The organism is Azospirillum sp. TSH64 (assembly GCF_003116035.1).
Lineage (GTDB): Bacteria > Pseudomonadota > Alphaproteobacteria > Azospirillales > Azospirillaceae > Azospirillum.
The window spans coordinates 2551694-2563963 of record NZ_LGQW01000015.1; the positions used below are offsets into that span (position 1 = coordinate 2551694).

Annotated in this window: 11 protein-coding genes; 7 read left to right on the forward strand and 4 right to left on the reverse strand. The window is 67.8% G+C overall.

What is annotated here, in order from left to right; translation table 11 throughout:
• The first annotated feature begins 55 nt into the window (after positions 1 to 55).
• Positions 56 to 2140: a methyl-accepting chemotaxis protein gene (locus TSH64_RS13050; RefSeq protein ID WP_109445461.1), complete on the forward strand. Its 2085-nt coding sequence runs from the start codon at positions 56 to 58 to the stop codon at positions 2138 to 2140.
• Positions 2141 to 2155: 15 nt separating this feature from the next.
• Here TSH64_RS13050 and TSH64_RS13055 read toward each other — a convergent pair whose 3' ends face one another.
• The 4 genes from TSH64_RS13055 to paaX all read right to left on the reverse strand — a co-directional run bounded on the left by TSH64_RS13055 (position 2156) and on the right by paaX (position 6247).
• Positions 2156 to 3208, reverse strand: coding sequence for a 2Fe-2S iron-sulfur cluster-binding protein (locus TSH64_RS13055; protein ID WP_109445462.1), 1053 nt, complete (start codon positions 3206 to 3208; stop codon positions 2156 to 2158).
• A gap of 94 nt (positions 3209 to 3302) precedes the next feature.
• A complete protein-coding gene (locus tag TSH64_RS13060) occupies positions 3303 to 4331 on the reverse strand; it encodes a diiron oxygenase (protein ID WP_109445463.1) in 1029 nt (342 codons plus the stop codon).
• A gap of 252 nt (positions 4332 to 4583) precedes the next feature.
• On the reverse strand, positions 4584 to 5069 hold the full coding sequence (locus TSH64_RS13065) for a BLUF domain-containing protein (protein WP_109445464.1): 486 nt from the start codon (positions 5067 to 5069) through the stop codon (positions 4584 to 4586).
• Positions 5070 to 5302: 233 nt separating this feature from the next.
• Entirely contained in the window at positions 5303 to 6247 is a 945-nt protein-coding gene (gene paaX / locus TSH64_RS13070) for a phenylacetic acid degradation operon negative regulatory protein PaaX (RefSeq protein ID WP_109445465.1), read from the reverse strand.
• Positions 6248 to 6689: 442 nt separating this feature from the next.
• Here paaX and TSH64_RS13075 point away from each other — a divergent pair, with 442 nt between their 5' ends.
• From TSH64_RS13075 to maiA, 6 genes are all read left to right on the forward strand, one after another.
• Positions 6690 to 7856: an ABC transporter substrate-binding protein gene (locus tag TSH64_RS13075; protein ID WP_109452605.1), complete on the forward strand. Its 1167-nt coding sequence runs from the start codon at positions 6690 to 6692 to the stop codon at positions 7854 to 7856.
• Between the two features lie 251 nt (positions 7857 to 8107).
• Complete coding sequence (locus TSH64_RS13085; protein WP_109048007.1) at positions 8108 to 8983, forward strand: branched-chain amino acid ABC transporter permease; 876 nt, start codon at positions 8108 to 8110, stop codon at positions 8981 to 8983.
• 14 nt (positions 8984 to 8997) lie between these two features.
• Positions 8998 to 9945: a branched-chain amino acid ABC transporter permease gene (locus TSH64_RS13090; RefSeq protein ID WP_109445467.1), complete on the forward strand. Its 948-nt coding sequence runs from the start codon at positions 8998 to 9000 to the stop codon at positions 9943 to 9945.
• Positions 9942 to 10766 (forward strand): ABC transporter ATP-binding protein, encoded by an 825-nt coding sequence (locus tag TSH64_RS13095; RefSeq protein WP_109445468.1) that lies wholly within the window; start codon positions 9942 to 9944, stop codon positions 10764 to 10766. Before TSH64_RS13090 ends, TSH64_RS13095 begins: the two co-directional genes overlap by 4 nt.
• Positions 10767 to 10778: 12 nt before the next feature.
• Positions 10779 to 11483, forward strand: a complete 705-nt coding sequence (locus tag TSH64_RS13100; RefSeq protein ID WP_109445469.1) for an ABC transporter ATP-binding protein — start codon at positions 10779 to 10781, stop codon at positions 11481 to 11483.
• A gap of 51 nt (positions 11484 to 11534) precedes the next feature.
• Entirely contained in the window at positions 11535 to 12185 is a 651-nt protein-coding gene (gene maiA, locus TSH64_RS13105; RefSeq protein ID WP_109445470.1) for a maleylacetoacetate isomerase, read from the forward strand.
• Positions 12186 to 12270 lie beyond the last annotated feature (85 nt).

Below are 12270 nucleotides of genomic sequence, written 5' to 3' on the forward strand. Positions count from 1 at the left end.
CGCCGCCTTGCCGTTCATTCCGGAACATCTGGCGGACCGGAAAAAGGTGTGCGGCATGAAGGCTCGGTTCAGGACGAAGATCATCATTGGCGTTGCGGCGGTTCTGGCGGCGGGCGCCGCCGCGGTGACGGCGGTGTCGCTCACCCTGTCGCGCGACGCCGGGCACAAGGCCGCCCAGACCCTGGCGGCCGAGATGGCGGACCGCCATGGGGCGCGGGTCGCCGCCGACCTGTCCGCCGCACTCGACGCCGCCCGTGCCGCCGCGGCCCTCGTGGAAGTCGAACGGTCGACCGGAAGCCCGCGGCGCGAAACGGTGAACCGCTACCTGCGCCGTGTTGCCGAAGCCAACCCGCTCTATGCCGGGGTGTGGGTGGACATGGCCGACGGCGGGTTCGACGGCCGGGATGCGGCCTTCGCCGACCATGACCGCTCGACCGAGATTCTCGGCCTGCCCAAGACCGGCCGGATGAGCCTGCTGTGGCTGCCGGGGGACAAGGGGGTTCATGCCGACGACAGCGAGGGCTATCCCTTCGCGGACGTGCAGGAGAAGGAATATTACAAGTCGGCCGCCGCCGCGCGGAAGCCGGTCCTGACCGAGCCCTATCTCGACGATTTCACCAAGCGGCTGATGACCAGCGCCGCGGCCCCGGTGATCGACGGGGCGGCAGGCGGGGGGCGGGTGATCGGCGTCACCGGGGTCGACATGGCGCTGAGCGGCCTGACCGACCTCGTCCGCTCGGTGAAGCCCTATGGCGACGGGTTCGCCGCGGTGCTGACCGGCTCCGGTCTCTATGTCGCCCATCCCGACGACGGCAGGCTGTCGAAGACCGCCGACGACCTGCCGGAGGCCGCCCGCCGCGCCGTCGCCGAAGGCCGCGCGTTCGACGGCCTCGTCACGCTTGCCGGGGCGCCGCATTACCTGCGGCTGGCGCCGGTGCGTTTCTCCGGCGCGGACGGCGCCTGGTCCTTCATGGTGGCGGCGCCGCAGTCCAGCGTGATGGCCGATGCGAACCGGCTCGCCGTCCTGATCGTGCTGGTCAGCCTCGGCTGCGTCGCGCTGGGATGCGTGGTGGCCTGGAAGGTCGGCGACGGCATCGCCCGGCCGGTCAGCGCCGTCACCGTCGCCATGGACCGGCTGGCGGCCGGCGATCTGGCGGTGACGGTGCCGGGTGCCGACCGCGACGACGAGGCCGGCGGCATGGCCCGCGCCGTCGAGGTGTTCAAGGAGGGGCTGGTCCGGGCCAAGGAACTCGACCGCCAGCAGCAGGCCGATTGGCATGCCAAGGAGGCCCGCGTCGCGGCGCTGGCCGATTTGCAGAGGAGCTTCGAGGTCCGCGTCGGCGGCCTGACCGGGGCGCTGGCCTCGTCCGCCCAGCAGCTCGAATCGACCGCCCGCGCCCTGACCGGCATCGCCGACCAGAGCCTCGGCCGGTCGGAGCAGGTGGCCGCTTCCGCCAGCGCCGCCGCCGACAGCGTGCAGACCGCCGCCGCGGCGACGGAGGAACTGTCCGCCTCGGTCCAGGACATCGGCCGGCAGGTGGCGGAGTCCGCCCGCATCGCCGATGCCGCGGTGTCCGACGTGAAGCGGGCCGACGAGGCGGTCACCGTTCTGGCGGAGAGCGCCGAACGGATCGGCGCCGTGGTGGAGCTGATCAACTCCATCGCCGGCCAGACCAACCTGCTGGCGCTGAACGCCACCATCGAGGCGGCACGCGCCGGTGAGGCAGGCAAGGGCTTCGCCGTCGTGGCGTCGGAGGTCAAGGGCCTCGCCAACCAGACCGCCAAGGCGACCGAGGACATCGTCGGCCAGATCAAGGGCATCCGCGATGCGACGCAGGAGGCGGTGACCGCCGTCCATGGCATCAACGAGACCATCGCCCAGGTCAGCCGCATCGCGTCGGGGATCGCCGCGGCGGTGGATCAGCAGGCGGCGGCGACCCAGGAGATCGCCCGCAGCGTGATCCGGGCGGCCGACGGGGCGCAGGAGGTCAGCGGCGGCATGGGCAACATCCGGGCGGGTGCCGGCGAAACCGGGGCGGCGGCCGACCAGCTGCTCGCCGCCGCGGCGGCACTCGCAGGCCAGTCGAAGGACCTGACCCGCGAGATCGACGGCTTCATCGCCGGTGTCCGCAAGGCCTGAGGCGCCTGTTCGCCGTTACCCCACCGCCATCAGCCGGTCGGCCGGCAGCGTTTCCGGGATGTGCTGCGAAACATAGCCTTCGCTGTGGATTTGGTCCTCCCTGGCGCCCAGCGCGCGGGCGGCGGTGACGCAAGCCTCGACGAAGGCGGGGCTGCCGGCGGTGAAGATGGCGTGGCCGGACAGGTCGGGGAACAGGCCGGGCAGGATCGCGGGGATGCGGCCCGTCAGATGGCCGGCGGCCTCTTCGCGCGTCAGGGTCACCTTGACCTTGAAGTTGCGGTATTTGGCCTGCCAGTAGCTGAGCAGACCCAGCTCATACATGTCGGCCCGCGTGCAGGCGGAGACCAGCAGCGTCACCGGCGGGCGGTAGCCGCGGCGCAGCGCCGCATCGGTCAGCGCCAGGATGGGGGCGAGGCCGGAGCCGGCGGCCATGCACAGCACCGGGCTGTCGACCGACGGGTCGCCGATGAAGGTGCCGTAGGGGCCGGACAGCTTGACCATGCTGCCGACCGAAAGCCGGTCGTGGATCCAGCCGCTGGTCGGGCCGCCGTCGACGCGGGTCACCTGCAGCACGATCTCGCCGTCCGGACGGGGCGCGTTGGCGATGGAATAGCAGCGCGGCGGCGCCCCGGCGGCGGCATCGCCCAGCATCACATACTGGCCCGGCCAGTAGCGCAGCGGCTGGCCCAGCGGGCGCAGGCGCAGCTCCACGATGCGGGGCGTGCGCGGGATGCGGTCGGTGACGATGAACAGCACGTTCTCGCGCGGCGGGAACAGCTTGGGCTGGGCGTCGGCGGTGCCGTATTCGATCACCAGTTCGTCGGAGATCGGCTTGGCCATGCACATCAGGCCATAGCCGTCCTTCCGCTCGGGCTGGGACAGCGCCATGTCGAGGACCATGCCCTGGTCGAACTGACCACTGAGGACCTTGACCTTGCATTCGCCGCAGGCGCCGGCGCGGCAGTTGTTGGGCAGGGCGTAGCCGGCCTGTTCCAGCGCCGACAGGACGGTCTCGCCGTCACGGCACTCGACCGTGCGGCCCGAGGGGTGGAGGCGGATGCGGCTCACCGGCGGGATCCTTGGGCGGTATTGGAGACGTAAGGGCGCGATGCCCTTCCCTCCCCGTCGATGAGGTGGGAGGAGAGCGTTCAGGCAGGCTTGCTCAGAACACCGGGATGATCTCGTCCATGTCGACGTCCCGGACTTCCTCGCCGGTGATGCCGACCTCGGGGATGGCCGGGAACGGGATGCCGTAGCGGTCCAGCACGCCCTTCAGGTTCAGCATGGCGTTGCGCCAGTTCTCCTTCTTCGCCTCGTAATCCGGGATGTGGAAACCGGCGTTGCGGGCGATGGCCTCGGCCTCGCGCTGGGTGGCGATGAAGTCGTCGGGCAGGTCCCAGAACTGGGGCGGCGGCTCGAACAGGACGGCGGACAGGAACAGGTAGCCGGCGCGGATCTGCTTGGTGATGATCGAGCGGTCCTCCATCGCCAGATGGGGATAGTCGCGCTCCATCACCGACATGCAGATCGCCATGTGGCGGCCCTCGTCGCGGCCGATGTTGCGGAAGGCCTCCTTGAACACCGGCTCGCTGCAACCGGCTGCCATCTGGTGGAAGATGGTCGCCGCCGCGATCTCGCCCATCAGGAAAGAGCTGAACAGCACGGCCAGCGAGTATTTCGGGACCGCCTTCTTGTAGCCGTCCCAATAGCGCCCGCCATTGTAGTAGAGCCAGTGGGCGTTCTTCTGCAACCGGCGGCCGAGATCCGTCCTCGGCTCGTAGGTCAGCGGGCTGTTGGCCTCCAGCAGTTTGGTGATGGCGAGCCCGCACATCTGCTCGTGGTTCTGCTCGTCGCGGGTGACCGAGAAGAAGCAACGGCGGACCGGGTCCTCCTCATGCACCTCGTAGGTCTTGATCAGGGCATGGGCGAAGACCGGCGGGGCGGAGGCGTCGAACACCGACAGGATGGTCCACCAATAGGCGATGGCCTCCCGCTCCTCCCAGCTGTAGCGCGACACGTCGAAGCTGTCCCAGGGCAGCTTGGCCGGGTCCCAGTTCTCGCGCTGGGCGGCGGCATAGACCTCTTCCAATTTCTTGGTCTGCGACACCCAGGACAGCGGGTAGACGTTCGGCTGCGGCGTGGCGGGGGGCAAATCCATCGTGTTGGCGATGGGGGTGTAGTCCTTGGACATGGGGGCGTTTCCTCCGGGGCATTTCGGCGGGCGCTCACATTTCCATCGGCGCCCTATGGTCTTTATATGACACAAAAATTGCTCGATATCAACGGCATGTGTATCATTTCAGATCGGGAGGATTGCCCATGTAATCCATTGATTTGAAAACATAAGCACAGGAAGGCGGCGAATTGATCCAGATCAATTCGTTCGATCAGCCAACAGAAGTCTCAGGGTAGGTATCAGGATGCCCGGCGGGCAGGGCCGCGTTTAGGACCGGACGAGGACGGGAATGTTGCCGCGCACCATGTCACGGGCGGCGGGGTCGACATCGGCGACGATACAGGCGTGCATGTAGGCGCGGCTCAGCACATCGCGCGCGAAGCCGACCCCGTGCGACCGTTGCCGGAATTCCCCGCTCCGCATCGGAGTGCCGAAGATCGCCTGCCAGAAGGTCGGCGTGTCGAGCGGGCCGAAATTCATCGCCCAGAAGCCGAATTCGGGCGGCCCGCCCGAGGCCTCCCGCAGCAGAGGCGTCACGTCGCGATGGCGCGGATCGTCGACGATGCGGGCAAACAGCCGGTCCACCACCTCCGCTTCGCCTTCCAGAACCTGGAGGAAGATGCCCTCGAGCTCGACCAGGAAGCCGGTGATGCCTTGTGCAGAATTCTTGCGGGCGCTGAACAGACAGATGTCGGCAAGCGCACTGTAGGGAAGCCGGTCGATGGCCTCGCTGCGGTAGACGATGGTCAGCATCGACAGCTTTCCGGCCTTCGGTCGATTGGGGATGATCGTCGACTGTATCGCCTTTTTCTGGCTCTGGCGTGTGGTGTTTTGGTGTGACTGCTCCCAGGACACGGAAACCACCCGATCCGGGAATGCTTATATTAGAGTTTTTCTGATGCTTATTGAAGCACCAGGCAAACTCTAAACTTTTGGTTTTCCGTGTGATTCACGCTTCAAGCGATTCCGCTTGAAGCGATCACGCTCTAGCCGGCGGCAATGGCCTCCAGACCGCCGAACCGGCCCTGGAAGGCGGGCTGGGCTTCCGGCAATGGGCCGTTGGCGGTGGTTGCCGCCTGCATCAGGAAGGCTTCCGACGGGCCGGCGAGGCGGCGGTAGAGGTTGCGCGTCAGCATCCGCGATTCCTGACCCGGCCAGTCCGCCGGCAACAGGTCGGGCGGCAGCATCGGGTCGCGCAGCAGGATGCGGCGGAAATCGTGGATCATCAGCGTGCGCAGGACAAAGCAGGCGGCCGGGTCCGGCGTCTCGGCGGCATCGACGGCTGCCCAGACCGGACGGAAGTGATCCAGAAACGCGGCATAATCGTGTTCGAGTTGATCGATGTCCCAGCAGCCGCGCACCAGATCGCGCAACGCCCCAAACCCCTCCGCCCGGTCCAGGCTGGCCTTCATGTGGACGATCCTGTCGGCCACGCCCAGCTCCGCCAGCGAACGGTGCATCGCCGCCTCGTCGCAGTTGGGGTGGGCATAGACGGTGGCCGACGCCGCGCCGAAGCCCTGCCAGGTCAACTCCCGCCGCAGGGCGTCGCGCGTCTCGGCATCCAGCGCGTTGGGCGGCACCATCAGCAGATCCCAGCCGCGGTCCCATTCGCGGGCCAGCGGGGCGTAGATCCGCCGTTCGGCCGCTGCGAAGCGTTCCTTCCCGCTGTCGGTGACGCGGTAGAAGCTGCGCCGGCCGATCTGGGTGTTGGTCAGCCAGTCGTCCTTGCACAGCCGGAAGACCGAGGTGCGGACGATCCGCTCGCTCATGCCGAACAGGCCCGTCACCTCTATCAGGCTGCCCAGCCACAGCGATCCGCCATGCGGCAGCACCGCATCGCCATAGACGGTGATGATCAGCGACTTCGCCCGCGGCGCGATGGTCTCGGTCAGCTGGGCGGCAAGGTCTTCGGGGCGGCGCGGGCGGGCCATGCGGAGGGGGTGTCCTTATCGATGCGGCTTTGAGTCGTGTGTCGAAGCGGGGGGTGCGACGGAGTTGTATACGAAACCTGGGACCGGTTGGGCCAGTGCCACGACAGCGCGGACCGGGAGGCGGAAAGCAGGTCCGCCGCCGATAGGAGGCAACCCGGACTTTCCGTTTGACAATCATTAATGTGATACACTAGCTTTGTGTCTGAAAGTAAATTTGTGTCATAAAACGAAATGACGGTTTCCCGGTGCCAAGCCGGAGGGATCGCAAAGGAAAGGGGAGGCAGGCGGCAACATCCGCAATTCGATTGTGGTTACGCCGGCTGAATTTTTTCTTTCGCAACCATTTCGTTTGAAACATTATGTGGAGCAAATCGTCCCGCAGCGCCGGGATCGGGCCGCCGCCCGGTCCGGCGACAAGCGGGACAGCATCAGGGAGGACATCATGCGCAATCGCCTGCTTGCCACCATCGCCTTCACTGCCATGACCGCCATGACAGCGGTGTCCGGTCTGATGCCGGGAGCCGCCCAGGCCGCGGATCCGATCAAGGTCGGCGCCATCGTCTCGGCCACCGGTCCGGCCTCCTTCCTGGGCGATCCGGAGAAGAAGGTGCTGGAGCTGTATGCCGACCGCATCAACCAGGCGGGCGGCGTCGGCGGCCGGCCGGTGCAGCTGACCGTCTATGACGATGGCGGTGCGGCGGACAAGGCGGCCTCCTTCACCAAGCGCCTGATCGAGAGCGACGGCGTCGACGTGATCGTCGGCGGCACCACGACCGCGGCGACCATGGCGGCGGTGCCGCTGGTGGAACGCGCCGGCGTGCCCTTCATCTCGCTGGCCGGCGCCGTGGTGATCGTCGAGCCGGTGAAGAAGTGGGTGTTCAAGACCCCCCACACCGACCGCATGGCCGCGGAAAAGGTGATGGACGACATGAAGAAGCGCGGGCTGACCAAGCTGGCGCTGTTGTCGGAGGACAGCGGCTTCGGCAAGTCGGGCCGCGAGCAGACCGTCGCTGTCGCCAAGGAGCGCGGGATCGAGCTGGTCGCCGACGAGACCTACGGCGCCAAGGACACCGATGTCACCGCCCAGCTGACCAAGGTCAAGAACAACGCCGCAGCGCAGGCGGTGCTGGTGTTCGGCCTGGGCCAGGGGCCGGCGGTTGTGACCAAGAACTACCGCCAGCTCGGCATCACGCTGCCGCTCTACCAGTCGCACGGCGTCGCGTCGAAGGAATACATCCGCCTGGCCGGCGGTGCCGCCGAGGGTGTGCGCCTGCCGGCCGCCGGTCTTGTCGTCGCGGCACAGCTGGCGGACAGCGACCCGCAGAAGAAGGTCGTGACCGAATTCACCAAGGTCTACGAGGACAGCTTCAGCACCGAAGTGTCGACCTTCGCCGGCCACGCCTATGACGGGCTGATGATCGCGCTGGACGCCGTGAAGCGCGCCGGCGGCACCGACAAGGCCAAGCTGCGCGACGCCATCGAGCAGACCAAGGGCTATGTCGGCACCGGCGGCACCGTGACCATGAGCGCCAAGGACCACATGGGCCTGACGCTGGACGCCTTCCACATGGTGGAGGTGAAGCAGGGCGACTGGTCGCTGGTGAAGTGACGAGCGCAGCCCTGACCCCCTCTTCCCCCTGCTCACGCGCAAACTTCGTTTGCGCTGACGCGACAGGCGGACCTTTGGTCCGCCGAAAGCGGGGAGAGGGTTAGGGTGAGGGGGATGCGCGGCGTGGCTTTTCTGCCCGCGTTCGCTTCGCATCTCCCCCAATCCACCCTCTGCATCCCCCTCACCCCGACCCTCTCCCCGGGGGGGAGAGGGGGAGATGTGCGCGTGAGAGGAACATCAGGAACCCAACGATGTTCGCGGAACTGCTGCAATATCTGTTGTCGGGGCTGACCATCGGCGCGATCTATGCGCTGGCGGGGCTCGGCTTCTCGATCATCTACAACGCCAGCCACGTCATCAACTTCGCCCAGGGCGAGTTCATCATGATCGGCGGCATGGCGTCGGCCACCCTGACGGCGTCGGGCGTGCCGCTGCCGCTGGCGATCATGATCGGCTGCGGCGGCGCCATGCTGGTCGGCGTCCTGGTGGCGAAGTTCGCGGTCGAACGCGCCCGCAACGCCTCCACCGTCACGCTGATCATCATCACCATCGGCGCCTCGATCTTCCTGCGCGGCGTCGCCGAGCTGGTCTGGGGCAAGGATTTCAAGCGGCTGGACGCCTTCTCGGGCGAGACGCCGATCCAGATCATGGGCGCCTCGATGCAGCCGCAGTCGCTGTGGGTGGTGGGCACCGCGGGCGTGCTGATCGTCGCCATCGGCCTGTTTTTCGCCAGGACGCTGACCGGCAAGGCGATCCTCGCCACCTCGCACAACCGGCTGGCCGCCCAGCTGGTCGGCATCGACGTGAAGCGGGTGGTGCTGGCCTCCTTCGCGCTGTCGGCGGCGCTGGGTGCGGTCGGTGGTGCTGTGGTCGCCCCCATCACCTTCTCCTACACCGAGATGGGCATCATGCTGGGGCTGAAGGGCTTCACCGCAGCGGTTCTGGGCGGGCTCGGCCACGGGCCGGGTGCGGTTGCCGGCGGGCTGATCGTCGGCATCGCCGAGGCGCTGGGCGCCGGCTACATCTCCTCGGCCTACAAGGATGCGGTGGCCTTCGTCATCATCCTGGCCGTCCTCCTCTTCATGCCGAACGGGCTGTTCGGCAAGCGCGGCACCGAACGGGTGTAAGGACCGTACAACCGATGAACGCACTCCTTCACGGGCGGCTGACCGGGCTTCTGGCGCTGGCTGCCGCGATCGCAATCCTGCCGGCCTTCCTGCCCAACAACTTCTATCTCGACATCGCCATCCTGGCCGGCTTCAACGCCGTGGTCTGCGTCGGGCTGAACCTGCTGATCGGCTATGCCGGGCAGATCAGCCTTGGCCATGCCGGCTTCTTCGGCATCGGCGCCTACGCGTCCGGCGTGCTGGTCGGCACGTACGGCTGGCCGCCGATCGTGGCGCTGCTGGCCGGTGCCGCCTTCGTCGGGCTGCTGGCCTTCCTGGTCGCCAAGCCGATCCTGCGGCTGAAGGGTCATTACCTCGCCATGGCGACGCTCGGCATCGGCATCATCGTGTCCATCGTCCTGCGCACCGAAAGCGGCCTGACCGGCGGTCCCGACGGCATGATGGTGGAGCCGTTCAAGATCTTCGGCGTCGAGCTGTATGGCGAGAAGGTCTGGTACTGGGTGGTCGGCGTGCTGCTGGTCGGCGTGGTCTGGCTGTCGCTGAACCTGATCGACAGCCCGATGGGCCGGGCGCTCCGCGCCGTCCACGGGTCCGAGGTGGCGGCCGAGGTGGTCGGCGTCGACACCGCGCGCTTCAAGGTGCTCGTCTTCGTGCTGTCGGCGGTGTTCGCCAGCGTGGCGGGCAGCCTGTTCGCCCATTATGCCGGCCTGATCACCCCGGCCAAGGCCGACTTCTTCAAGTCGATCGAGCTGGTGACCATGGTGGTGTTCGGCGGCATGGCCTCGACCTTCGGCGCCGTCGTCGGTGCGGTGGTGCTGACACTGCTGCCGCAGGCGCTGACGATCTTCCAGGATTACCAGCAGATCGTGCTGGGCGGCATCCTGATGGCGACGATGGTGTTCATGCCCAAGGGGCTGCTTCCCACCCTGGCGGCGCTGCTCCCGGCGCGGAGGCGGGCATGAAGATGCTGGCGACCACGGACCTTTCTCCCGACACCACGACCCAGGCCCGCCGCGTCGGCCCGCCGATCCTGAAGGTGGAGCATCTCAGCCGCGAGTTCGGCGGCGTGCTCGCCATCGGCGACCTCAGCTTCTCCATCGCCGCCGGCGACATCCATTCGATCATCGGGCCGAACGGGGCGGGCAAGACCACTTTGTTCAATCTGGTGACCGGTGTCTACAAGCCGTCGGGCGGCCGGGTGCTGTTCGACGGGGCCGACGTGTCGGGCATGGCGCCCTACAGGCTGGCGGCCCGCGGCATGTCGCGCACCTTCCAGAACCTGCAGATCTTCTTCAACATGACGGCGCTGGAGAATGTCATGGTGGGGCGGCACCTGCACCTGAACACCCGGCTCCTGCCGGCGCTGTTCCGTTTCCCGTCGCTGGTGCGCAAGGACCGCGAGGCGAAGGACCGGGCGGCGCAGCTGATGGCCGATGTCGGGCTGGAGAAGTATGTCGACGCCGATGCCGCCTCCATGCCCTACGGCGCGCTGAAGCGTCTGGAGATCGCCCGCGCGCTGGCGTCGGAGCCGAAGCTGCTTCTGCTGGACGAGCCGGCGGCCGGCCTGAACGCCACCGAAAGCCGCGAGATCGACGAGGTGATCAAGACGGTCGCGGCCAGCGGCGTGACCATCGTCCTGGTGGAGCATGACATGAAGATGGTGATGGGCATCTCGCACCGGATCACCGCGCTGAACCAGGGCCGCATGCTGGCCGAGGGCACGCCGCAGGAGGTGGGGGCCAACCCGGACGTCATCGCCGCCTATCTCGGCGCCGCACCGTAAGGAGGGCCACCCATGCTTCTGGAGATCGAGGGCCTCAACAGCCATTACGGCCGCATCCATGCGCTGAAATCGGCCAGCCTGACGGTGCGGGAGGGCGAACTGGTGGCGCTGGTCGGCGCCAACGGGGCCGGCAAGACGACGCTGCTGCGCACCCTGTCGGGCGTCCATCCCGCCAGTAGCGGCCGCATCACCTTCGACGGCTGCGACATCACCCGGATGAAGGCGTCGCGCCGCGTCGCCGAAGGGGTGGTGCAGGTGCCGGAGGGCCGGCAGCTGTTCGGCCCGCAGAGCGTGGAGGACAATCTCCGCCTCGGCGCCTACCGCCGGGGCAGCGGTAAGCCGGACGACGATATCGACCGGCTCTACGAGATGTTCCCGGTGCTGAAGATCAAGCGCGACCAGCCCGCCGGCACCCTGTCGGGCGGCCAGCAGCAGATCGTCGCCCTTGGCCGCGCCCTGATGGCGAAGCCGCGCCTGCTGCTGCTCGACGAACCCAGCATGGGGCTGGCGCCGCTGCTGGTCGCGGAGATCTTCGATGCCGTGCAGCGGCTGAAGCGCGAGGGCACCACCATCCTGCTGGTCGAGCAGAACGCCCATGCGGCCCTCGCCATCGCCGACCGCGGCTATGTGATCGAGACCGGCGAGATCGTGCTGAGCGACAGCGGTGCCGCCCTGCTGAGCAACGAGCGGGTGCGGCAGGCCTATCTGGGGCTGTGATAGGGTCCCGTATCCGATCACCGCCGTGACACTTCAACGGACACATCCCCCTTGAAACTCCACACCTATTTCCGCTCCTCCGCCGCCTACCGCGTGCGCATCGCCCTGAACCTGAAGGGGCTGACGCCGGACCAGGCCTTCGTCCATCTGCGCAAGGGCGAGCAGGCCAAGCCGCCCTATTCCGACCTCAACCCGGAACATCTGGTGCCGGCGCTGGAGGTCGACGGGCCGGACGGCCATCATGTGCTGACCCAGTCGCTCGCCATCATCGAATATCTGGACGAGACGCATCCCGCCCCGGCGCTGCTGCCGGCCGACCCGCTGGGCCGGGCGCGGGTGCGGGCGCTCGCCCTGGCGGTGGCCTGCGACCTTCATCCGCTGAACAATCTTCGGGTGCTGAACCACCTGAAGACCATGGGCCACAGCCAGGAGGAGGTCGACGGCTGGTACCGGCACTGGATCGCCATCGGCCTGACGGCGCTGGAGGCGCAGCTGGCCGGCGATCCGCGCACCGGCCGCTTCTGCCACGGCGACGAGCCCGGTCTGGCCGACATCCTGCTGGTGCCGCAGATGGCGAACGCCCGCCGCCTGGACTGCCCGCTGGACGGCTACCCCACGCTGCTGCGCATCGACGCGGCCTGCCGCGCCCTGCCGGCCTTCGCCGCCGCCCTTCCGGACCGCCAGCCCGACGCGGAGGCCTGAGACGCCGCACCCTGCCGGCATCGCAAGCCCGACCTTTGTCCCCGCCAGATCACACGTCTTCCGTTGGTGTTAGCGGTTTCGTGAC

Excerpts from the sequence above, each read along its gene's own strand:
- TSH64_RS13050 (WP_109445461.1), top strand. The coding sequence starts at position 56 with ATGAAGGCTCGGTTCAGGACGAAGATCATCATTGGCGTTGCGGCGGTT.
- TSH64_RS13060 (WP_109445463.1), bottom strand. The coding sequence starts at position 4,331 with ATGTCCAAGGACTACACCCCCATCGCCAACACGATGGATTTGCCCCCC.
- TSH64_RS13065 (WP_109445464.1), bottom strand. The coding sequence starts at position 5,069 with ATGCTGACCATCGTCTACCGCAGCGAGGCCATCGACCGGCTTCCCTAC.
- paaX (WP_109445465.1), bottom strand. The coding sequence starts at position 6,247 with ATGGCCCGCCCGCGCCGCCCCGAAGACCTTGCCGCCCAGCTGACCGAG.
- TSH64_RS13075 (WP_109452605.1), top strand. The coding sequence starts at position 6,690 with ATGCGCAATCGCCTGCTTGCCACCATCGCCTTCACTGCCATGACCGCC.
- TSH64_RS13085 (WP_109048007.1), top strand. The coding sequence starts at position 8,108 with ATGTTCGCGGAACTGCTGCAATATCTGTTGTCGGGGCTGACCATCGGC.
- TSH64_RS13090 (WP_109445467.1), top strand. The coding sequence starts at position 8,998 with ATGAACGCACTCCTTCACGGGCGGCTGACCGGGCTTCTGGCGCTGGCT.
- TSH64_RS13095 (WP_109445468.1), top strand. The coding sequence starts at position 9,942 with ATGAAGATGCTGGCGACCACGGACCTTTCTCCCGACACCACGACCCAG.
- TSH64_RS13100 (WP_109445469.1), top strand. The coding sequence starts at position 10,779 with ATGCTTCTGGAGATCGAGGGCCTCAACAGCCATTACGGCCGCATCCAT.